Here is a 22,232-nt window from a genome sequence, read left to right as displayed (position 1 = left end):
CCGGCGTGGCACGCCCGGATGCGGGGATTCCCGGCGCCGGGATGATGGCACGGCGCCGCATCATTCGTCCTCGCCGCGCGGCGGCTGGGGCGGGCGGATTCCCAGCGATGTCAGCATCGCGTTGCGGGTCGAGTCATCGGTCACCAGTTCCGCCAGCAATTCGGGCCAGGACATGCGGCCGCGGCGGACGGCATCGTCCAGCGTGTAGGCCAGCGGCGATTGCGGCTCGGTCCGGCGGAAATAATCCGCGATGCGGATGAGCTCGCGCAGCATGTCCTCCCGCGTGACCGCCGGCCGCGCCGCCGCCGCGCCCTGCGCCGGCGCGCCGTCGGCCGGTGCCTCGGCCGGCTCGGCCTCGGCCATCGCGTCATCGTCCGGGTCGTCCGGCGGCGCGAAGACGATGGTGATGTCGAGCATCGCCCGCAGCAGGTCGCGCACGCGTCCGGTCGGCGGACCGTCGGCGCCGGCCCGCGCATCCAGCACCTCCCCCATCCGTGTCCAGGCCTGCAGGGCCCCCTGCAGCAGGCGCCGCAAGGCCGTGAAATGGGCCGCGCCCGCCCGGCGCGCCGCCGCTTCCATGGCATCGAACGGCTGCACGCCGGATGCCAGCCACTGCTTGCGCCGGTCCTCGTCGGCGATGGTTTCCAGCTCCCGCGACTGCGCGTATTGCCAGTAGGAGACCATCTCACCGTCCGGACCGGGGAACAGCGGACATTTGCGCAGCGGCTGCATCAAGGTGCCGTCACCGCTCGCGCCGTTCAGCCCGGTCACCGGGGCGGTGCGTCCCTCGATCCCGTCCTCGTCCGGCAGCGGATACAGCCCCTCATCCCACAGCACATCCGCCAACTCGGCGATCAGCGTGGCGCCGGTGGTGATGCCGGAGAGCCCTTCCAGCCGCACCAGCGCCTCTGTCAGCCAGACGGCGATTTCCAGATCCTTGGTGCGTTCCGTCAGCGCCTTGACCGCCAGCTCGCGCACGGTGCGCCAGGCGATGAGCAGCGCCGCCGAATCGGCCTCAGGGTCGCCGTGATCCAGGCGACGCTCGATCTCACGTGCCTCGGACCGCAAATCCCGCAGGCGATAATAAGGCGAGCCGGCGGTGAAGTCCTGACGCAGATCCTCCCCGGCCGGCCGTTCCCCCTGCAGCGGCGCGGCCAAGGCCAAGCCGGCCGCGAGATCGCCCTGGTCATCCATTCCTCTAGCGCGCCTCCCGGCCCGGTGACATCGACAAGGCTAGCACGCCGCGCCGTGAAAATATGGTAGACAATACGTAGCCCCGATCATAATTTAATTCCGTACGGATGCAAACCGTTCCGTCCAGTAAAATAGATCCACGAAAATAGATATCGGGTTGATTTGGAGGGCGGCGCGCGGTGATCGACCTGAAGTCACTCATCGGCAGATTCGATGACCATTGCCGCCGATCGCTGGAAGCCGCCGCCGGGTTCGCGCTGTCGCGGACCCATTACAATGTGGAGCTGGAGCACTGGCTGCTGAAGCTGGTCGAATCCCGGCGATCCGATGCGGCCTTGATCCTGCGCCATTTCGACATCGATGAGGGACGGTTCCTTACCGATCTGAACCGGGCGCTCGACCGGCTCCGCACCGGCAATGCCCGCCCGCCGGGACTGTCCCCCGACATCATCGAGGCTGCCAAGCAGGCGTGGCTGACCGCCTCGGTGGATCACGGGCTGGCACGGCTTCGATCCGGCCATGTGATGCTGGCGTTGCTGTCGGACGACGCGCTGACCCGCCGCGCCGAGGAGGCAAGCAGCCATTTCCGGCGCATCCAGCCGGATACGCTGAAGGCCGGTTTCCAGGCGATCCTCGCCGACAGCGAGGAGGCGGAGCAGGCGACGACGACCGTCGAGGCCGGGGGTGGCAGGGGCACGGCCACGGGTGGCGGCGCTGGCGCCGGCGGGGACGCGCTGGACCAGTACACGATAGACCTGACCGCGCGGGCGCGCGCCGGCAAGATCGATCCGATCGTCGGGCGCGATATGGAAATTCGCCAGGTGATCGACATCCTGACCCGCCGGCGGCAGAACAATCCGATCCTGACCGGCGAGGCGGGTGTCGGGAAGACCGCGGTGGTGGAGGGGCTGGCGCTGCGGATCGCCGCCGGCGACATCCCGGACTCATTGAAGACCGTGACCGTCCGCACCTTGGACCTCGGGCTGCTGCAGGCCGGGGCGGGCATCAAGGGCGAGTTCGAGAACCGGTTGAAATCGGTCATCCAGGGCGTGCAGGCGAGCGCGCATCCGGTGATCCTGTTCATCGATGAGGCGCACACGCTGATCGGTGCCGGCGGTGGTGCCGGCCAGAATGACGCCGCCAACCTGCTGAAGCCGGCCCTGGCCCGCGGTGAGCTGCGCACCATCGCCGCGACGACCTGGGCCGAGTACAAGAAATACGTCGAGAAGGACGCCGCGCTGACCCGGCGCTTCCAGGTGGTGAAGGTCGAGGAACCGACGGAGCCGATCGCGGTGGCGATGGTTCGCGGCCTGGTCGGCATGCTGGAGGCGCATCACAAGGTCCGCATCCTGGATGAGGCGGTGGTCGCCGCCGTCAGGCTGTCGGCCCGCTATATCCCCAGCCGGCAGCTGCCGGACAAGGCGGTCTCCTTGATCGACACCGCCTGCGCGTCCGTGGCGATGAGCCAGGCGGCCGTGCCGGCGCCGATCGAGGACCTGCGCCGCCGCATCGGGCTGATCGACGTCGAGCTTGGCATCCTGCGCCGTGAATCCCTGGCCGGCGCGGCCCATGCCGCGCGGATCGAGGAGCTGGAGGCGGAGCGGGCGGGCGCGGCGGACACCCTGGCCGGCCAGGAGGCGCGCTGGGCCGAGGAACACGCCCTGGCCACGCGGATCACCGAGGCGCGGGCGGCGTTGGAAACCCTGCCCGAGGACGCCGACCGCGATGCCAGGCGCGCCGAGCTGCAGGCGCTGATGGAGCAGTTTCACGCGCTGCAAGGCGAGCAGCCGCTGATCTTCCCGGTGGTCGACGCCCAGGCGGTGGCGGCGATCGTCGAGAACTGGACTGGCATTCCGGCCGGACGCATGCGGTCGGATGAGATTCAGACCGTGTTGCGGCTGAAACAGGCGATGGAGCAGCGGATCATCGGTCAGCCGCATGCGCTGGAGGCGATCGCCCAGGCGATCCACACCAGCCGCGCCGGGCTGACCGATCCGCGCAAGCCGATCGGCGTGTTCCTGATGGTCGGCACCTCGGGCACCGGCAAGACCGAGACCGCGCTGACGCTCGCCGATCTGCTGTATGGCGGCGAGCAGAGCCTGACCGTCATCAACATGAATGAATTCAAGGAAGAACATAAGGTCAGCATGCTGATGGGCAGCCCGCCGGGTTATGTGGGCTATGGTGAGGGCGGCGTGCTGACCGAGGCGGTGCGGCGCCGGCCCTATTCGGTACTGCTGCTGGACGAGATGGAGAAGGCACATCCCGGCGTGCAGGACATTTTCTATTCGGTGTTCGACAAGGGCCAAATGAAGGACAGTGAAGGCCGCGACATCGACTTTAAAAATACTGTCATCATCATGACCTCGAACGCGGGCACCGACCTGATCACGCGGCTTTTCGCCGACCCCGAGACCGCCCCCGATGCCGCCGGGCTGGCCGAGGCGCTGCGGCCGGAACTGCTGAAATCGTTCCGGCCCGCCTTTCTGGGGCGGCTGACGATCGTGCCTTATTTCCCGCTGTCGGACGCGGTCATCCGGCAGATCGTCGACCTGCAGCTTGGCCGCATCCGCCAGCGCGTGTGGGACAGCTACCGCGCCGGGTTCGACTACACCGACGCCGTCGCCGCGCTGATCGCGGCGCGCTGCAAGGAAAGTGCCTCGGGCGCGCGCAATGTCGAGAATGTTCTGACCCGCTCATTGCTGCCGGATCTGTCGGTCCAGGTTCTGGCGCGGCTTGCCGATGGCGGCAGCGTATCGCGCCTGGCGGTGGATGTCGGCCCGGGCGATTCATTCCACTACACGCTTCAATAGAAGCTTGGTATCATGCTGAACGGGCAAGGAGGACTCATATGCCGATCTACATGAATTACGACAGCCTGGCGATCAAAGGCGACGTCACGGCTGAAGGATACAAGGACTGGATCGAACTGAACTCCTTCCAGCTGGGCGTCGGGCGCGGCATTTCGTCGCCGACCGGTGCCTCGGCGGACCGGGAATCGTCGGCGCCGAGTGTCAGCGAGCTGACGGTGACGAAGGCGCAGGACGCGGCGACCGGCAAGCTGCTGACCGAGGCGCTGCAGGGCGAAGGCAAGAAGGTCATCATCGACCTGGTCAAGACCGAGTCCGGCAAGCTGGCGAAATACCTCAGCTATGAGCTGGAGGATACGATGATCAGCGGCTACTCCATCAGCAGCGGCGGGGACCGCCCGTCCGAGAGCCTGTCGCTGAATTTCGTGAAGATGAAGTGCATTCCGCAGAAGGCCGACAAGGACGGCAAGATGACGGCGGCGGACACGGTGACGTACGACCTGGCGCAGGCCAAGGTTGTCTGATATCGGTACATCATTGTAACGTCTGGCGGCGGGGCATCGGCGATCCGGGGACGGCCGCCGATGACTGCTCGCCTGGGCGCTTTCGCGCGCCCGGCCGCGGCGCCGCGGCAGCCAGGCCGCCAAGCGGGCGCCGCTGAGCATGCCCGCCGGCACAGGCTCGCCGATGGGTACCCACCGCCGCGCAGTTGAGCCGTTTGGACCCATGCCATGATCTATCTGAAGTTCGGTTCCGTACAGGGCGATGCCACGCAGACGGCGCACCAGAACTGGATTCAGCTTCGCGGGGTCGGCTGGGGCATGGGCCGTCCGGTCACCAATCCGGCGGGGTCGAAGGCCGGCCGGGTCCTGGCGGCACCGCGTGTCGGGGACCTGCGTGTCACCAAAGACCAGGACTCGGCAACGATCCCGTTGATCCAGCAAGCGCTTTCCGGCTCCCCGCAGGATGCGCAGATCGATTTCGTCAGCGAGGGAACCGGCGACGGAACGGTATATTACACGATCAAGCTGAAGAACGCGATCATCACCGCGTTCGACCAGGACAGCAGCGGCGACCGGCCAGGCGACGTGATCGTGTTCAACTTCACCGCGATCTCGTTTGAAGGAACCCAGATCAGCGCCAAGGGCAGCCCGGGCGCCCCCGCCAGCTATGGCTGGGACGTCGCCAGCAATAGCCCTGCCTGAGAAAAAAGCCCTGCCGGAGAAAAACGTTGCCCGGACGGGCCCGCTATGGCAATGTATTGAAAGAATGCGCCGTTACGTAATGCGCCATCAGGTCAGGGGTTCAGGAAATGCGCATTGCAGCCGCGATCGTTGCATGTCTGATGATCCAGGGCGCCCCCCTGGCTCTGGCGGCCGGCGATCAATCGGTTCAGGACATGATCCGGCAGCTCAAGCCGAAGACGGATAGCGATCTGACGAAAGGCGCGCATCAGGGTCTGGTCCGCAAGGGCGATGCGCCCGTCGCCACGCCGGCGACACGGGCGGCGCCCGCCACCGGCCACGCGACCGCCGCCAGGTCGGCTCCCGCAACGGACGCCGCCGCCCAGCCGACACTCAGCCTGACAGTGCCGTTCGCCAGCGGATCAGCCGACCTGATGCCGTCCGCCATCCCCACCCTGCGCAAGCTCGGCGCGGCCCTCAGCAGCCCGGATCTGGCCGGCAGCCATTTCCGGATCGAAGGCCATACCGACACGGTCGGTACCGCTGAATTCAACCGCGACCTCTCGGAACGGCGCGCGGTCACGGTCAGCGAATATCTGGAAAAGAACTTCAACATCCCCGCCGACCGGATACAGACGGTCGGCCTCGGTTTCGATCAACCCGCGGTCACGACGCCACCGGACACACCGGAACCGCGCAACCGCCGGGTCCAGATCGTCAATACCGGCGGCTAGATGCGCGGCGATGCCCGCGTCACCGCGCCGCAACCTCCAGGCTTTCCAGTGACCGCCCCTTGGTCTCCGGCAGCATCAGCAAGGCGATGATCATCAGCGCCAGCCCGATGAAGCTGAAGATGGCAATCGCCGCCGCCAGACCCCATCGCGCCGCCAGAAAACCGACCAGCGCCGGAAAAATCGCGCCGATGCCGCGCCCGGCGTTATAACAGAACCCCTGCCCCACCCCACGCACGGCTGTCGGATACAGCTCCGTCATGAACGGTCCCATGGGCGAGAACATCATCAGGTTGATGTAGCCCAGCAGAAAGCCCACCGGCAGAATCCAGTCATTGCTCAGCGGGGCGAACAGGTAGACCAGCATCAGCACCACCGAACCGACCGCCGAGATCAGGAACGTCGCCTTGCGGCCGATCGCATCGGACAGATAGGCGCCGGAGATGAAGCCGAAGAACGCACCCAGGATCAGCACCATCAGATAGCTGCCGGTGCCCACCGCGGTCAGGTGCCGCGCTGTCTTCAGATAGGTCGGCAGGAACGTGGTGATGGCATAGCTGGACCCCTGCGCCCCCATCACCATCATGGAGACGCGCCAGGTCGTGGCCAGATAGGGCGGCTGCAGGACCGAGAACACGTGCATCAGGCCACCTGGCGCCGCATTCCGCGCCTGCACCATCGGTTCGTCAACAAAACGGCGAATCCAGAACACCAGGCCGGCCGGGGCCAGGCCGATCCAGAACATGACCCGCCAGGTCAGGGCGTCCGGCAGCGTCGCCGACAGGATGGTATAGATCACCGCAGCCGCGCCCCAGCCGATCGACCAGCCGGTCTGCACCAGACCGACCGCTCGGCCACGGTACCGGTCGCGGATCACCTCACCCATCAGCACGGCGCCGGCGGCCCATTCGCCACCGAAACCCAGGCCCTGCAGTGCCTTCAGGACGAATAGCTGGTTGAAGTCCTGGGCGAAGCCGCACAGGAAGGTAAAGAACGCGTACCAGATGATGGTGATCTGCAGCACCTTCACCCGCCCCACACGGTCGGACAGCGCGCCGGCCAGCCAGCCGCCCAGCGACGACACCACCAGGGTGACGGTTGCCAATACACCCGCCTCGCCGGTGGTGATGCCCCACAGGGTCAGCAGCGAGGGGATGACGAAGCTGAAGATCTGGACGTCCAGCGCATCCAGCGACCATCCGCCGAAGCATGCGATCATAGTCCGCCGCTCCGTCGGGTTGAGGTCCTTCAGCCATCCCACCATCTCGGCGCCCCTCGCCACGTGTCGTTATTGGCCACCATACAAGCCCGGCCGGATCGGATCGGCAAGACAGGCGCGGGTTGCGCCAGGGGCCCGCGCCGCCGGACGGGTTGACGCCGGATGCGAAAGGCCCTGTGATACTGGCCGGTAGCAACGGGACAAAAGCAACGATGCAACGAGTGGACGCGCTGATTGTCGGTGCCGGATTCAGCGGCTTGTACATGCTTCATCGCCTGCGCCAGCTTGGCCTGTCGGCGCGCGTGATCGAGACCGGGTCGGATGTCGGCGGCACGTGGTACTGGAACCGCTATCCAGGCGCGCGCTGCGACACGGAAAGCATGCAGTATTCCTATTCGTTCAGCCCCGAGCTGCAGCAGGACTGGCGGTGGAGCGAGAAGTTCGCGGCGCAGCCCGAGATCCTGCGCTATGCCGGTCATGTCGCGGATCGTTTCGATCTGCGCCGCGATATCAGCTTCGGCACCACCGTGACCTCCGCCAGCTATGACGAGGCGTCCGACCGGTGGACGATTCGGACCGATGCGGACGAAACCATCCAGTCCCGCTTCCTCATCATGGCCACCGGCTGCCTGTCCGCCGCTCGGATGCCGGATATCCCCGGCATCGCGCGGTTCCAGGGACGGACCTACCACACCGGCCACTGGCCGCACGAACCGGTGGATTTCACCGGGCAGCGCGTGGCGGTGATCGGCACCGGCTCCTCCGCCATCCAGTCGATCCCGGTGATCGCGGAACAGGCCGCCCATGTCACCGTGTTCCAGCGGACACCGAACTACTCGATCCCCGCCCGCAACGTACCGATGACGCCGGATTATGAGCAGTCGTGGAAATCCGACTATCCGGCGCTACGGGAACAGCAGCGGCACACGCGGACCGGCATCCTGAACAACCTGAACGACGTCTCCGCCATGGCGGTTTCGGCCGAGGACCGGCAGCGCGAGTATGAGGCACGGTGGGCCACCGGCGGAACGACCTTCATGGCGTCGTTCAACGACCTGGCGACCAACAAGGCGTCGAACGACACCGCGGCCGAATTCGTTCGCCAGCGGATCAAGGCGACGGTGAAGGACCCGGCGGTGGCGGCGCTGCTGATGCCGCGCGACTATCCGATCGGCACCAAGCGCATCTGCGCCGATACGCACTACTTCGAAACGTTCAACCGGGACAACGTCACGCTGGTGGATATCCGCCGCGCGCCGATTCAGGAGATTGCCACGGACGGCGTCGTCACCGGCGGCAAGACCTGGCAGGCGGACAGCATCGTGTTCGCCACCGGCTTCGACGCGATGACCGGGGCGCTGCTGAAGGTCGATATCCGAGGCCGCGGCGGCGTCAGCCTGCGCGACAAGTGGGCCGCCGGACCCCGCGCCTATCTGGGTCTGGCGACCGCCGGCTTCCCCAACCTGTTCATGATCACCGGCCCCGGCAGCCCATCCGTGCTGAGCAACATGATCGTATCGATCGAGCAGCATGTGGACTGGATCGCCGGGTGCATCCGGCACCTGCGGGACCACCAGCTGCACGTGATCGAGCCGACGCGGGAGGCCGAGGACGCCTGGGTCGAGCACGTCAACCAGACGGCCAGCCGCACGCTGTATCCCTCGGCGGCGTCCTGGTACATGGGGGCCAACATCCCCGGCAAGCCGCGCGTGTTCATGCCTTATATCGGCGGCGTCGGCCGCTATCGGCAGGAGTGCCAGGAGGTCGTGGACAAGGGCTATGCGGGCTTCCGCCTGGCGGCGTCCAACACGGTCGCGGTGCCGGCATAGCCTGCCGCCGGACCTGCCGCACGCCGCGCCACGGGCGGGTGGGCTGCCCGCCCACGCGGCGTCACGGATGCCGATCCGTCACGAATCGTAGGACACCAGCGCGTCGCATGGCACATCCAGGCGCTGGCGCCCCTTCAGGAAGCTCAGCTCGATCAGCGCGGCGGCCGCGGGCACCACGGCACCGACCTTGCGCAGCAATTCGATCCCCGCCTGCATCGTCCCGCCGGTCGCCAGCAGGTCGTCCACGACCACGACACGCTGGCCGGGATGCACCGCGTCGGCCTGCACCTCCACCCGGTCCTCGCCATATTCCAGCGCATAGTTCAGGCCGATCGTCTCACCCGGCAGCTTGCCGCGCTTGCGGATCATGATAAAGCCGCAGCCCAGCTTCAGCGCCAGCGGCGCCGCGATCAGGAAGCCGCGCGATTCCACCCCCGCGATCAGGTCCGGCTGATACTGCCGCACCGCCCGCGCCATCCGCCCCATCGCCACCTGCCAGGCATCCGCGTCCCGCAGCAGCGTGGAGATGTCGTAAAACAGGATTCCCGGCTTCGGGAAGTCGGGAATGCCGCGGATGTGGTCCTTCAGGTCCATGGTATCGTCGCCCTATGCTCTGCTGCCGCGCACCGTAGGACTTGCCCCAGAGTGCAGCAACCGACGAGCGCAGCAACCGACCAGCGCGGCAACCGATGTTGCAACGCCGCGCCGGTCGGGCACACTGCTCGGCACGAACCGGATGGAGCCCGCATCCCACCATGAGCAACACCATGAGCGACACCGCGCTGCGCAACGCCGATATCGACGCCGCCCTGGCCGAGGCGAAGGAGGCGTACGTCGCGCGCAACCCCAACAGCCTCGCCCGCTACGTCGAGGCGACGACGGTGATGCCCGGCGGCAATACGCGCACGGTGTTGCACTATGCGCCCTTCCCGGTGGCGATGGTCCGCGCCGAGGGTTGCCGGATGTGGGATGCCGATGGGGCCGAGTATACGGACTTCCTGGGCGAATACACCGCCGGGCTGTATGGCCACTCGCATCCGGTGATCCGCGCCGCCGTGGACAAGGCGCTCGACAACGGCATCAGCCTGGGAGCCGCCAACATGACCGAGGCCCGGTTCGCCCGCGCGGTGACGGAGCGGTTCGGGCTGGAGCGGGTGCGCTTCACCAACTCCGGCACCGAGGCCAACCTGCTGGCCCTGTCCACCGCGCGCATCTTCACGCGCCGGCCGAAGGTGATGGTGTTCGATGGCGGCTATCACGGCGCCGTGTTCGGCTTTGCCGGCGGCGGCTCCCCGATCAACGTGCCGTTCGACTATGTGCTGGCGCGCTACAACGACATCGAGGCGACCCGCGCCCTGGTCGCCGCCCACGCGGACTCGCTGGCGGTGGTGATCCTGGAACCCATGATCGGCAGCGGTGGCTGCATCCCGGCCAGCGGTGACTTCCTGCGCATGCTGCGGGCGGAAGCCACGCGGATCGGCGCGCTGCTGATCTTCGATGAGGTGATGACCTCCCGCCTGGCACCCGGCGGGCTGCAATCCGTGGTCGGCGTAAAGCCCGACCTGACGACGTTGGGAAAATATATCGGCGGCGGCATGTCCTTCGGCGCGTTCGGCGGCCGGGCGGAGATCATGGAGCTGTTCGACCCCCGACGCCCCGACGCGCTGCCGCATGCCGGCACCTTCAACAACAACGTGCTGACCATGTCGGCCGGGCTGGCCGGCCTGACCGAAATCTACACGCCGGATGCCGCCCTGGCCCTGAACCGCCGCGGGGACGCCCTGCGTGACCGGCTCAACGCATTGTGCGCGCAGGCCGGCGCGCCGATGCAGTTCACCGGCATCGGGTCGATGCTGGCGGTGCATTTCACCCGCGGCGCGGTCCGGTCCCCCGCCGACGCGGCGGCGGCAAACCAGAAGCTGAAGGAACTGTTCTTCTTCGACCTGTTGGCGCACGGCATCTGGCTCGCACGGCGCGGGATGATGACCGTTTCGCTGCCGATCGGCGATGCCGAGTGCGACCGGCTGGCGGGGGCGGTGCAGGAGTTCCTGGCGGGGCGGCGGTCGCTGCTGGTCTGAGGCAGAAAATCGCAATTTGGTGATGACGGTTTCCGCGCGGCAACCGAACCGCGACGCAACCGTTATGGAACGCACCAATCCAATCGAAGGGAGGCGCGTCCTTGAAACACCAAATCATCTTTATCCTGGCTCTGGCTGCCCTGGCGGGCTGCGGCAACACACCATCCGAGCGCACCAGCGGTGGCGCGGCGGCCGGGGCCGCAACCGGTGCCGGCATCGGCGCCCTGGCCGGCCCGCCGGGCATGGCGGTCGGTGCGTTGGTCGGCGGCGGAGCGGGGGCGGTGACCGGTGCCGAAACGACACCCAGCCAGGTCAACCTCGGCAAGCCGCCGTGGACCAACCCGAACGGCGAGATCGCGGGCACCCCGACGGCACGGTAGCGCAAGCCTCCGGGTAAACCGCTCCCGGCGGCCAACCGCAGTTGGCATCGCTCGGTCAGGCGACGCTCGGTCAGGCGACGTCGGAGAGATTCAATTCGTCCAGACCATCGCGCTCAAGGCGACCATGGTTAACCAGCAACGTTTGAATCGTGCGTTCCGACACATGAAAATGACTAGCCGCGCCCAATTGCGCATCACTTGAATAGTCGCCGTCCAAATACTCCTCCAAGGCCTCGAATGGGCTTAGCAATTCTGCCGCGAAGGCGCGCTGCATCTGCTGCCGGTATGTATATGCGCGCGTAGCGGCATGCAATCGCCCTCCGCTTGGTGCGAATAAGCGATCCCCGATCAAGCGCGCCAACTCGAAACGGCGACCAGTCCTCCATCGGGATCGTAAAGCGATACGGCCCGCCGTCTCGTCGCGATCCAAGGAAAAAGCAAAATCAAGGCTGGCTCTATCATCACGAATGATGCGCGGCTCCGCACCGGCGAATGAAGCAAGGCGCGCATCAGAGATCGAATCGGCCCCTAATGCTTCTTGCGCCCTGAGTGCCCTGGCGGCCCTGGTACCCAGCGCCCATGGCGCTTCGCCCCTACGTGAGCCGGCGAAAAGGTTCGTCTCTAATTGCACCGCATCTCGCGGTATCACGGCATAGCCAGCCATATCGGCACGTTGTATGAGGTCATCCAAGGTCGGCACGGCCGTGCCACGCGCGCTATTTGCGGCCAATTCCTCGGCGGCCTTCTCGCCTAGCTCACGGCCATCAATAACCAGTCGCTCAATGACAGCGGGATCGGCCTCATACGGATCGTGGCCAAGAAGTGCCTCCAGCTTACGCCGGCGTCCCAGGTTCGGATCCTGGCGCTCAACCTGAAGATCCGACCAGAGCCGTGACAAGTTAGTGTCCTGTAACCCTTCAGCATCCAACTGGCCAAGAACCTGTTGAATGAAGGCATCGACGGAAAATTCGAATTCCCTTGACGGAATGATCGTTGCGGTATCAGCAATATAACGGAAGGTTGCGGCGCGGGTCGCCCTAGTCGGCTTTGCGATCAGGCCAAACTGAACATGCCAGCCAGAATGCCTTGGCGCAACAAATATGCTGCCTCTTTCCGCAAGACCGGCCGGCGGTCGTCGCAAAGTGACTTCCACGGCCGGGGGTTGCTCGGCGGATTAAAGCCATAATCCCCCGGATAGCGCTTATGAATAGCGCTTCCAATATATTCCAATATAAACGAGTTGAACCGCCAGGGCATCGCGGGCGCCCTGATCCAGAAAATCAGCCGGCGCGATCCGTCGCTTTGGATTGTTGCCTTGACGTGCTGTCATCCCCGGATCGGGACTAAACGTCCCGCCCGCCCAGCGTCCGCTGCTTGAAGTCATCCGGCACCGCCGCGCCGAAATCGGTGAAGGCGCGGCGCACGGCTTCCGGCGTGTCGCCGAACACCTGCTTGCGGTTCTCCCGCGCCCAGGCGATCGACGCGGTCGGCAGCTCCAGCGAGCCCTGGAACACCGGCATCACGTAGCGGGCAAACAGCTCGTAGCTGCGCATCGTCTGCTCCCGCGTCGCCCATTCATGGGCGCGGAACAGGATGCCGCCGAAGCCGCCCTGGCTGTAGTCCAGCAGGCGATGGACCCCCTTGATCACCGTTTCGGGGGAGCCGACCAGCGTGGTGCCCATCTTCACGCCATCGGTCAGCGGATCGTCGGAGCGGCCGGGCGGACGGCCCAGCGTCTCCTCGAAATAGGTGATGGTTTCATTCCGCTCCCCGGCCCGCACCTCTCGCAGCGCCTGCTCATCATCCTCGGCGATGTGGGCGGTCACCACGACGCGCCATTTCCTGCGGCTGACGGTCTTGCCGGCCTTGGCGGCGGCATCCTCGGCAATCTTCCACTGCGACGCCAAGGCCTCGGGCCCGCCGGGCAGCCCGGCGCCGATCGACAGCACACCCACCCCGTGCGTGCCCGCGGCGATCATCCCGAACGGCGTGATCGTGCTGGCCACCGCAATCTCAAAATGCGGGTCGCTGTATGGCGCCAGGTGAAGCCGCGCGTCATTCATCTCGAACCAGTCGGTCCTCATCGTGACGCGCTCCTCGCATTTCAGCAGCGCCATGATCGCGTCCATCGCCTCCAGCATGCGCGGCCGTTGCAAGGCCGGCTTGATCCCGAGCATGTAGGCGTCCGAGGTCAGCGCGCCCGGCCCGCAGCCCAGCATCGCCCGCCCGCGGGTCATGTGGTCCAGCTGCACCCAGCGCTGCGCCACCAGGAAGGGGTGATGATAGGGCAGTGACGTCACGCCGGAACCCAGGCGGATGTGCTTGGTCTTCTCGGCGGCGGCGGCGATGATCAGCTCCGGGGACGCAATCAGCTCCCACCCGGCGGAATGGTGCTCACCGATCCAGGCCTCGTCGTAGCCCAGATGATCCAGCCACTGAATCAGCTCGATGTCGCGGCCGAGCGCCAGCGTGGGATTTTCCCCCTGCCGGTGAAACGGGGCCAGGAAGATGCCGAAGGTCAGACCACGATGCGCCATGGATGATAGTCCCTGATGTTGCTGTCATTCTGACCGGATACCGTCCGGTAGCCAAGCCTGCCGGGCGATGGCACACTGACGGTAACGGCAACAGGAGGAAATGCCAGCATGCGCCTGAAGGACAAAGTCGCCATCATCACCGGGGCCGCCTCCGGCATGGGGGCCGCCACCGCCCGCCGCTTCGGCAAGGAAGGGGCCAAGGTCGTCATCGCCGACATGCTGGAGGCCGAGGGTCAGGCCGTCGCGCTGTCGATCAACAGCGCCGGGGACAAGGCCGTGTTCATGACGCTGGACGTCACCGATGAGGCGAACTGGGCCCGCGTGGTGGATGAGACGGTGAAGCAGTTCGGCCGGCTGGACATCCTGGTGAACAATGCCGGCATCAGCGGCAGCGCCACCAATGACCTGCTGGATGCCGAGCTGTGGCGCCGCCTGATGAACGTGAACGCCACCGGCGTGTTCCTGGGCACCGCGGCGGCGGTGAAGCAGATGCGCCACACCGGCGGCGGGTCGATCGTCAACCTGTCCTCGATCTCCGGCGTCGCCGGGCAGTCGATGGTCCACATGGGCTACAACGCGTCCAAGGGCGCGGTCCGGACATTGACGAAATCCACCGCCGTGCAGTTCGGCAAGGACGGTATCCGCTGCAACTCGGTGCATCCCGGCCTGATGCCGCCGATGCGCACCTCCGGCGCCACCGCCGATCCCGCCGTCCGCGCCAAGATGCTGAAATCCGTCCCGCTCGGCCGCACCGGCGAGGTCGATGAAGTGGCGAACGCGGTGCTGTTCCTGGCGTCCGACGAAGCATCCTACATCACCGGCGCCGAGCTGTATGTCGATGGCGGCTATCTGGCGATGTAGCCCGCCGGCGCGATGTGCCCCGCCGGCGATGTGCCCCGCCGGCGGTGCCCCGGGGGCGATGTAGCCCGCTGGCGATGCGGCCCGGGGCGATGTAACGGGTTGCCGAGGCGTCCGGGTCCGATCCGGACGCCGCAAAACCGGCGGAGAGGACGACATGGCGACGGTGCGGCTTTGGACGGATGAGGAGGTCGAGCGGGACCCGGCCGTAAAGGCCGTGTTCGATGAGATCAGAGCCTCGCGCGGCACGAAGTTCGTCAACAATTTCTGGCGGGCGCTGGCGAATGACCCGCCGACGCTGCGGCGCACCTGGGACAGCCTGAAGCAGGTCATGGGCGGGCCCGGCGCGCTGGACCCGCTGACGCGCGAACTGATCTACATCGCCGTTTCCGCCGCGAACGGATGCACCTACTGCATCCACTCGCACACCGCCGCGGCGAAGCAGAAGGGCATGACGGACGCCCAGCACATGCACCTGCTGGCGATCATCGGCATGGCCGCCGAGACCAACAATCTGGTCAACACGCTGCAGGTGCCGGTCGATCCGGAGTTCCTGGTCGGGGGATAGGCGCGACAGGCGGGTTCAAGCCACCCGCCTCGTCACGGGCGGGGTAGGCCTCAGGCAGGTCAAGCCGCGCGGGTCGCGCCACACGGATTAAGCCGGGCGGATTAAGCCGGGCGGGACAGCCGGTGCCCCCGCCTCGCCGTCCGTCATTTGATGGACGTGATGGCATTGCGGTTTTGTGCCCAGGCTTCCGGCGTGGAGGCGGGGTCGATCGGGCGCGACTTGCCATAGCTGATCGTCTCGATCCGGGACCGGTCGATGCCATGCGCCACCAGGTAGTCGCGGTCGGCATTGGCGCGCCGTTCGCCCAAGGCAAGGTTGTATTCCTCGGTGCCGCGCTCGTCACAATTGCCGGCAACCCAGACGCTCACCTGCGGATATTGCCGCAGCCAGGCCACCTGCTTCTCCAGCGTTGCCTGGGCCTGCGGATTGAGCGTGCTCTGGTCGGTGTTGAAGAAGATGCGGTCGCCGGCCGAGCGGGCCAGATCCTCCTGGCTGCCGGGGGCAGCGCCGCTGCCGCCGGCACCGCCCACGCCGCCTGCTCCGGCCCCATACCCGGCTGCCTGGTCGCCGGCGGTGCCGGAGCCCGACGCGCTGCTAGCATCCTTGTCCGAGGAACAGGCGGCCAGAAGCGCGGCACCGGCGAGGCAGGCAAGGGCGAAGGGCTTCATCACTGTATCTCCTGGGGAATCCCAAGCGCGCGAAAAACCGGGCGAATCGGCGTCAGGGGCGGCCCGCTGGGCTCGTCGAGCGCCTTGCTAGCCCCGTTACCAGGATTGGTGCAACGGCGATGTGAACTGTTTTTAAAGCATTTCCTGTCGGTCACGCCGACGCAACGCAGACGCAATGCTGCGGTGCAAAAAAGTGCTTGCATCGGACAGCGGCATTGCCTAATTTGTGCATCGCAGCGACGCGGTCATTGACCGCTGTCCCTGCTTTCTTGGACGTTTCCTCCCTAAACTTGGCGGTGTCTGCGGACACCGCCATTTTTTTGTCCATTCTTGTCCGCCACCCCGACATGCCGCCATCGCGGCCGCCGCTTCCCACCGCACCGTCGCGGCCGTCCTCTTGCGGCCGCCGGTCCGCCTGGCACCCGCGGACGAGCCGTCACCGGTCAGTCCACCAGGTCGTGCGCCTCCCGCGTCAGCGCGTCGATCAGGCTGCTGATCCGCGCCTGCACGGCTGGAAAATCCGGCAGCCGCGCGATCGCTACCTCATCCATGTACAGCGACCGCGCGATCTCCACCTGCAGGACATGGACACCATTCGACGGCCGTCCGTAATGCGCGGTGATGAAGCCGCCGGCATAGGGGTCGTTGCGCCGCACCACGAAGCCCTGGCCGATCAGGTGGCTCTCGACGAAGCGCGTGGCGCGGGAGGCGCAGGCGGTGCCGTGCAGATCACCCAGCACGAAGTCCACCGACCGCCCCGACAGCCGCCGCACCTGGCTGGTGGATGGCATCGAGTGGCAGTCGATCACCCAGCAATAGCCGAACCGTGCTTTCACATCGGCGATCAGCCGCGCCAGCGTGTCGTGAAAGGGCCGCCAGCAGCTCATGATCCGCTTTTCCGCCTCCGCGAAGGACAGCTTGCCGCGGTAGATCGGCTCCCCCGAGGCGACGACGCGGGCGATCGTGCCCAGCCCGGCACCGACCCGCGGGCTGGTGGAGTTCACCCAGTCCGGCAGCGGGTCCGCGAACATGCCAGGATCCAGCTCCCACGCCTCGCGGTTGGCGTCACAGAAGGCGCGGGGAAAATTGGCGCATAACAGGGGCGCCCCATGCTCCGGCGCGGCGCTGAACAGCTCATCGACGAAACTGTCCTCGCTCCGCCGCAGGCTCAGTGGGCAAAGCCGGGCGGCGGCGACGAAGTCGGCCGAATAGGCACGGCCGGAATGGGAGGAGGTGAACACCACCGGCGCAAACGGATGCCGGGGCACGCGCAACGTGATCGGACCGTCATCCTCCAGGCCGGCATGCGCGGCGGCGGTTTCGTCATCGCCAAGCTGGGGGGAGATCGGGCCGTCCATTCGCCATATGAAAGGCGCGAATGCGGCGGTTGTCATCCCCGAACTGTGGTCATCGCGCAGCTCTGATCCGCCTCCGCAAGGACCGTGGCTTGTGCCAGCCGCCCGAGGGCTCACCAGCGCGCCGGGCCGGCGGGCCGGCGCCTGCGGCACCCTATGATCAACGGAAGGGCTCACCCGGCACGCGCCGGGCCGGCGGACCGCTGCGCGGATCGCCTTGGCCGCATGCTGGCGGGCTCACCCTTGCGCGGGGCGGCCAAAGCGACCGGCGGGGACGGCCATCGGCAGGAACGATCACCGGCAGGGACGATCATTGGCGGGGACGGCCGATAACACACCCGACGGCGCGCCAGTCCACCCGCAGCAGTCCACCCGCGGCCGTCCACCCATCGTGTCGGCGGTCGCACGGCCGGCATCAAAGCCGCCGATGGATGTCAGACGGGTCAGGTGGCGAGCGGCTTCACCATGTAGACGCGGTCGAACCCCTTCTCGACCCGCCTGTCGCGCAGCTGGTAGCCGCGCGCCTGATAGATCGCGATGTTCTCCGTCATCCGCGCGTTGGTGTACAGCGTGATCGCGTTCCACCCGGCCCGCCAGGCCTGCGCCTCGGCGAAATCCAGCAGCGTGCGGCCGTGGCCCAGCCCCTGCCGGTCCGGGGCGATGGCGATGTTGTCCAGCAGGAAGCAGTCCGCCCGCTCCTCCAGCACCAGCACGCCGGCCAGGGCCGCGTCCTCGACCAGCACCCAGACCTGCTGCGCGGCGATCCGCGCCGCGTAGTCGTCGGTCATCGGCGCGGGTTCGACGCCAATGACCGGCACGTAGCGCTGATAGGCGGCCCGCACCAGCGCATGCACCGCGGCAGCCTCGGCCGGCACCGCCTGGCGGATCATTCGGCGGCCTCCGCCATGTCCGCGCTGGCGGCCGCCTCCAACCCCATCACCTGCGCCAGTCGGCCCAGGCGGCGGATCACGCTTTCCCCCGCGAAGACCCCGCTGTTCTCCCGCAGCAGGAGCGTCAGCTGCCCGTTCTCGACGCGCAGCCGGGTGCCGGCCAGCAGGTCGCGCGTGCCGGCCGACAGCGTATAGGCCAGGCGCAGCGCCACCCCCAGCACCTCCGCCCGCGCCGCGGCCGCCACGTCCAGCAGGGACCGGGCGGGACGCAGGAAGGGCGCGTCGATATCGACCTCGTAGCGCAGCGCGATGGTGAGGGCGAGAAACGCCCGAGCATGATGGTCCAGCCCGATCCCCGGCTGCCGCAGCACCCGCAGAAAGGATTGTTCCGCGCGGAATTCGGGATGCTCGCGACTGCCGATATCCGACATCCAGCAGGCCACCTCCCGCAGCCGGAGCCAGTCCGCCGTCTCGGTCGGGAACAGCGGCGCGGTCCAGCGCAGCAGCGCCAGCGGCAGCGCCATGTCGCGGCCCAGATGCTCCGCCATGTCGCGCGCGGCCGCCATCAACGGATCCTGCAGGCGGATTTCCGGCGGCATGCGGCGCATGAACCAGCCCTCACGCAGGCCGCTGGCGCTGAACACGACGCGGCGCGGATTGGCCAGGCGCAGCAGGCGGCGCAGCACCACGGCGGCATAGGGCAGGTCGTCGATGCGGCGGCGCGGGGCGGCGGGCAGCTTCTCCAGCACCTTGCGCGGCGCGGTGGAGATCAGGCCGGCCAGATCGCGCGCCTCCTCCCGCCCGACCGTGTAATGATGCACCATCGCCAGGGGATAGCCGGTCTGCGCGATATGGATGCGGGCCAGCGCGCGGAATGCGCCGCCCACCAGATACAGGTCGCTGCCCGGCGCATCGCCCAGCCAGGGCACCGTGCGCAAATCCGTCTCCGCCAGTACCCGCGCCCGCAGCGTGTCGCCGTCCGACCGCTCGGCCAGCCGGATCACGCCCAGCCGCAGCGTGTGGCCGGGCCCGCGCGTGCCATGGTCCAGCCGCACCAGCTCCAATGAGCCGCCGCCGATATCGGCCAGGATGCCATCCGCCGTGGGAATCCCGCACAGCATGCCGTCCGCCGAGAATGCCGCCTCCTCGGCGCCCGACAGGATATGGATCGGCACCTCGGGCATCCGCTGCTGCAAGATCTCGATGAATGCGCGCCCGTTCACCGCGTCGCGCACCGCCGCGGTCGCCAGCACCTCGAACGGATCGGCGCCCATCGCGCGGGCCACCGCGCAGTAGCGGTGCATCACGGTCAGCGCCTGCTCGACGCCTTCCTCGTTCAGCCGGCCGGTCGCGTCCAGGCCGCGGCCCAGCCGCAGCACCGCCTTCTCATTGAAGATCGGCATCGGATTCCGTGACCGGCCCTCATAGACGACCAGCCGGACGGAGTTCGATCCCAGGTCGACGACCCCGCATCGAGGCAACTCATGCGGGGGAATGGCGGACGTAACCGGCATGTCTCAGTCCTGGTTGACCCTGTCCTGTTTGCGGCCCGCGCCGGGCAGGCCGCCGACCGAGATGCCGACCGGGATGGGCGGCGCGACGAGCGGCCCGTGCAGCGCCGAACCGCGGCCCGACAGCGACGGGTTGGTCATGAAATAGTCATGCGCCGACACCGGTTTCCGGCCCGGCGGCACGCGGTGCCAGGCACCGTCGGCGTGCAGCTCCCACGACTGCAGCGTGTCCTTCAGGTTGATCACCATGATCTGGTCCAGTACCTGGGCGTGCACCGTCGGATTGTGGATCGGCACCAGGGTTTCGACGCGCCAGTCCATGTTGCGTTCCATCCAGTCGGCGGAGCTGATGAACACGAGCGCGTGGCGATTCGGCAGCGCATGGCCGTTGCCGAAGACGCAGATGCGGCCATGCTCCAGAAAGCGGCCGACGATGGACTTGACACGGATATTCTCCGACAGGCCCGGCACGCCGGGGCGCAGGCAGCAGATGCCGCGCACCACCGCCATGACCTTCACGCCGGCATTGGACGCGGCGTACAACGCGTCGATCAGCGCCACGTCGGTCAGGCTGTTCATCTTCAGCCAGATCGTCGCCGGCTTGCCGGCACGGGCAAAGTCGATCTCCTGCTGGATCAGCTCCAGCAGGCGGCCGCGGGTGGTCAGCGGGCTGAACCCCAGCTCCTCCATGCGGTCGGGCCGCGCATAGCCGGTCATGAAATTGAACAGCCGCGCGGCATCGCGGGTCAGCGCCGGGTCGGTGGTGAAGAAGCTCAGGTCGGTGTAGATACGCGCGGTGATCGGATGGTAGTTGCCGGTGCCGAAATGGGCATAGGACCGGGTCGCTCCCGCCTCCCGCCGCACCACCAGCGACAATTTGGCGTGCGTCTTCAGCTCCGTAAAGCCATAGACGACCTGCACGCCGGCGGCCTCCATGCGGCGGGCGATGCGGATATTGGCTTCCTCGTCGAAGCGGGCGCGCAGCTCGATCAGCGCGGTGACCGACTTGCCGGCCTCGGCGGCCTCGATCAGCGCATTGACGATCGTGCTATCGCGGCTGGTGCGGTACAGCGTCTGCTTCACCGCGATCACCGCCGGGTCCTGCGCCGCCTGGCGCAGGAACTGCACCACGACGTCGAAACTCTCATACGGGTGGTGGACGATGATGTCCTTCGCCCGGATCGCCGCGAAGCAGTCGCCGGCGAAGTCGCGGATGCGTTCCGGAAAGCGCGGCGTATAGGGCGGGAATTGCAGGTCGTGCCGGTCGTCGACGATCAGGTGCTTCAGGTCGGCCAGACCCAGCAGGCCGCTGTCGACGTGGATCTCGTCCGGTTCGGCATTCAGTTCCGCGACCACCAGCTCCCGCAGGTCGGTGGGCAGCGTCTCGCTCAGATCCAGATGGATGGCAACGCCGCGGCGCCGGCGCTTCAGCGCGGATTCGTAGGAGCGGACGAGGTCCTCGGCCTCCTCGTCGAATTCCACGTCGGTATCGCGGATCAGCCGGAACAGCCCCTGGCCGGCCAGGCGGAAGCCGGGGAACACCCGGTCCAGGAACAGGACGATCAGGTCTTCCAGCAGCACGAAGCGGATCGGCGCGCCGGCCTCGCCGGGCAGACGGATGAAGCGTTCCACCTGGCTGGGCAGCGGCAGCAGGCCGCGCATGACCAGCCCGTCTTCCTCCCGCACCAGCAGCAGGGCCATCACCAGGCCGAAATTCGGTATGAACGGGAACGGGTGCGCCGGATCGATCGCCAGCGGTGTCACCACCGGGAACACGCGTTCCATGAACCAGTCGTCCAGCCACGCCTTGTCGCCAGGCGACAATCCGTCGAGCCCGCACACCACGAGGCCGGCATCGCTCAGCAGCGCCCGCAACTCGCGCCAGACGCGCTGCTGGTTGGCCAGCAGCCGATCGGCCCTGACCTCGATCTCGGTCAATTGCTGGGCGGCGGTACGCCCGTCGGCCGAGGTGACGGTGGCGCCCGATTTCGCCTGGCCACGCAGCGCCGCGACGCGGACCGAGTAGAACTCGTCCAGGTTGGAAGCGCTGATCGAGACGAAACGCAGACGCTCCAGCAATGGATGCCGAGCCGCCTCGGCCTCGTCGAGGACGCGCTGGTTGAAGTCGAGCCAGGACAGTTCGCGGTTGATGAACCGGTCCGGGCTGTCCGGCCCGAAGCGCGTCGGCGCGTGCGCCTCCGCCGCTCGACCGGCCGGCTTGACGCTGGCAACGGGCGCGACGCCGCGTTGCATCGTGCCATGCGCGGCCCTGCCGGCTGGAGTAACGGCCGTGGGAGTGACGGCGGCTGGGGTGACGGCCGCGGGCGCGATCCCGGCGCCGGAGGACAGCGGCTCCAGGACCTCGGGTGTGTCGGATTGCCGCATCAGGGTCAGCCTCCGCCGGCTGCTGACAGGTAACA

General features: G+C 67.3%; 19 protein-coding genes. 9 read left to right on the top strand and 10 right to left on the bottom strand.

Annotated elements, in window-relative coordinates; translation table 11 throughout:
- Window positions 1–60: 60 nt before the first annotated feature.
- Window positions 61–1,194, bottom strand: coding sequence for a type VI secretion system protein TssA (gene tssA / locus VHC04_RS16955; RefSeq protein WP_325683426.1), 1,134 nt, complete (start codon window positions 1,192–1,194; stop codon window positions 61–63).
- 179 nt (window positions 1,195–1,373) lie between these two features.
- On the opposite strand from tssA, the gene tssH reads away from it, so the two are divergent.
- The 4 genes from tssH (at window position 1,374) to VHC04_RS16935 (ending at window position 5,922) form a co-directional block, all read left to right on the top strand.
- Window positions 1,374–4,007, top strand: a complete 2,634-nt coding sequence (tssH, locus tag VHC04_RS16950; protein WP_325683424.1) for a type VI secretion system ATPase TssH — start codon at window positions 1,374–1,376, stop codon at window positions 4,005–4,007.
- Window positions 4,008–4,045: 38 nt separating this feature from the next.
- Entirely contained in the window at window positions 4,046–4,528 is a 483-nt protein-coding gene (locus VHC04_RS16945; protein ID WP_325683422.1) for an Hcp family type VI secretion system effector, read from the top strand.
- Between the two features lie 207 nt (window positions 4,529–4,735).
- Complete coding sequence (locus VHC04_RS16940) at window positions 4,736–5,209, top strand: Hcp family type VI secretion system effector (protein WP_325683420.1); 474 nt, start codon at window positions 4,736–4,738, stop codon at window positions 5,207–5,209.
- A 107-nt stretch (window positions 5,210–5,316) separates the two neighbouring features.
- Complete coding sequence (locus VHC04_RS16935) at window positions 5,317–5,922, top strand: OmpA family protein (RefSeq protein ID WP_325683418.1); 606 nt, start codon at window positions 5,317–5,319, stop codon at window positions 5,920–5,922.
- Between the two features lie 19 nt (window positions 5,923–5,941).
- Here the strand turns inward: VHC04_RS16935 and VHC04_RS16930 are convergent, their stop codons facing one another.
- Window positions 5,942–7,138, bottom strand: a complete 1,197-nt coding sequence (locus VHC04_RS16930) for an MFS transporter (protein ID WP_325683416.1) — start codon at window positions 7,136–7,138, stop codon at window positions 5,942–5,944.
- 212 nt (window positions 7,139–7,350) lie between these two features.
- Here VHC04_RS16930 and VHC04_RS16925 point away from each other — a divergent pair, with 212 nt between their 5' ends.
- Window positions 7,351–8,967, top strand: a complete 1,617-nt coding sequence (locus tag VHC04_RS16925; RefSeq protein WP_325683414.1) for a flavin-containing monooxygenase — start codon at window positions 7,351–7,353, stop codon at window positions 8,965–8,967.
- A gap of 78 nt (window positions 8,968–9,045) precedes the next feature.
- Here VHC04_RS16925 and VHC04_RS16920 read toward each other — a convergent pair whose 3' ends face one another.
- Entirely contained in the window at window positions 9,046–9,561 is a 516-nt protein-coding gene (locus VHC04_RS16920) for an adenine phosphoribosyltransferase (protein WP_325683412.1), read from the bottom strand.
- Between the two features lie 173 nt (window positions 9,562–9,734).
- Between VHC04_RS16920 and VHC04_RS16915 the strand changes: the two genes are divergently transcribed.
- Entirely contained in the window at window positions 9,735–11,045 is a 1,311-nt protein-coding gene (locus VHC04_RS16915) for an aspartate aminotransferase family protein (protein WP_325683410.1), read from the top strand.
- A gap of 101 nt (window positions 11,046–11,146) precedes the next feature.
- Window positions 11,147–11,425 carry a glycine zipper domain-containing protein gene (locus VHC04_RS16910; RefSeq protein WP_325683408.1) on the top strand — a complete coding sequence of 93 codons (279 nt, stop codon included), beginning with the start codon at window positions 11,147–11,149 and terminating at the stop codon, window positions 11,423–11,425.
- A gap of 70 nt (window positions 11,426–11,495) precedes the next feature.
- Here VHC04_RS16910 and VHC04_RS16905 read toward each other — a convergent pair whose 3' ends face one another.
- On the bottom strand, window positions 11,496–12,578 hold the full coding sequence (locus VHC04_RS16905; protein ID WP_325683406.1) for an ImmA/IrrE family metallo-endopeptidase: 1,083 nt from the start codon (window positions 12,576–12,578) through the stop codon (window positions 11,496–11,498).
- A 190-nt stretch (window positions 12,579–12,768) separates the two neighbouring features.
- On the bottom strand, window positions 12,769–13,962 hold the full coding sequence (locus VHC04_RS16900; protein WP_325683404.1) for an LLM class flavin-dependent oxidoreductase: 1,194 nt from the start codon (window positions 13,960–13,962) through the stop codon (window positions 12,769–12,771).
- A gap of 108 nt (window positions 13,963–14,070) precedes the next feature.
- Between VHC04_RS16900 and VHC04_RS16895 the strand changes: the two genes are divergently transcribed.
- A complete protein-coding gene (locus tag VHC04_RS16895; protein WP_325683402.1) occupies window positions 14,071–14,823 on the top strand; it encodes an SDR family NAD(P)-dependent oxidoreductase in 753 nt (250 codons plus the stop codon).
- Between the two features lie 154 nt (window positions 14,824–14,977).
- Window positions 14,978–15,388, top strand: coding sequence for a carboxymuconolactone decarboxylase family protein (locus tag VHC04_RS16890; RefSeq protein WP_325683400.1), 411 nt, complete (start codon window positions 14,978–14,980; stop codon window positions 15,386–15,388).
- Window positions 15,389–15,531: 143 nt separating this feature from the next.
- On the opposite strand, the gene pal is transcribed toward VHC04_RS16890, so the two are convergent.
- The 5 genes from pal to VHC04_RS16865 all read right to left on the bottom strand — a co-directional run bounded on the left by pal (window position 15,532) and on the right by VHC04_RS16865 (window position 22,065).
- On the bottom strand, window positions 15,532–16,056 hold the full coding sequence (gene pal / locus VHC04_RS16885) for a peptidoglycan-associated lipoprotein Pal (RefSeq protein ID WP_325683398.1): 525 nt from the start codon (window positions 16,054–16,056) through the stop codon (window positions 15,532–15,534).
- A 443-nt stretch (window positions 16,057–16,499) separates the two neighbouring features.
- Window positions 16,500–17,414 (bottom strand): N-formylglutamate amidohydrolase, encoded by a 915-nt coding sequence (locus VHC04_RS16880; RefSeq protein ID WP_325683397.1) that lies wholly within the window; start codon window positions 17,412–17,414, stop codon window positions 16,500–16,502.
- A 440-nt stretch (window positions 17,415–17,854) separates the two neighbouring features.
- Window positions 17,855–18,301 carry a GNAT family N-acetyltransferase gene (locus tag VHC04_RS16875; protein WP_325683395.1) on the bottom strand — a complete coding sequence of 149 codons (447 nt, stop codon included), beginning with the start codon at window positions 18,299–18,301 and terminating at the stop codon, window positions 17,855–17,857.
- The gene (locus VHC04_RS16870; protein ID WP_325683393.1) at window positions 18,298–19,815 is read right to left on the bottom strand and encodes a Ppx/GppA family phosphatase; all 1,518 of its coding nucleotides are present in this window, start codon (window positions 19,813–19,815) and stop codon (window positions 18,298–18,300) included. The genes VHC04_RS16875 and VHC04_RS16870 overlap by 4 nt, the downstream gene beginning before the upstream one ends.
- A gap of 3 nt (window positions 19,816–19,818) precedes the next feature.
- Window positions 19,819–22,065 carry an RNA degradosome polyphosphate kinase gene (locus tag VHC04_RS16865; RefSeq protein ID WP_325683491.1) on the bottom strand — a complete coding sequence of 749 codons (2,247 nt, stop codon included), beginning with the start codon at window positions 22,063–22,065 and terminating at the stop codon, window positions 19,819–19,821.
- Between the last annotated feature and the right edge of the window lie 167 nt (window positions 22,066–22,232).

The sequence above is a fragment of the Rhodopila sp. genome (assembly GCF_035548095.1).
Taxonomy (GTDB): Bacteria; Pseudomonadota; Alphaproteobacteria; order Acetobacterales; family Acetobacteraceae; genus Rhodopila.
The sequence above is the reverse complement of the archived record's forward strand: the minus strand, read 5'-3'. Positions and strand labels throughout refer to the sequence as shown.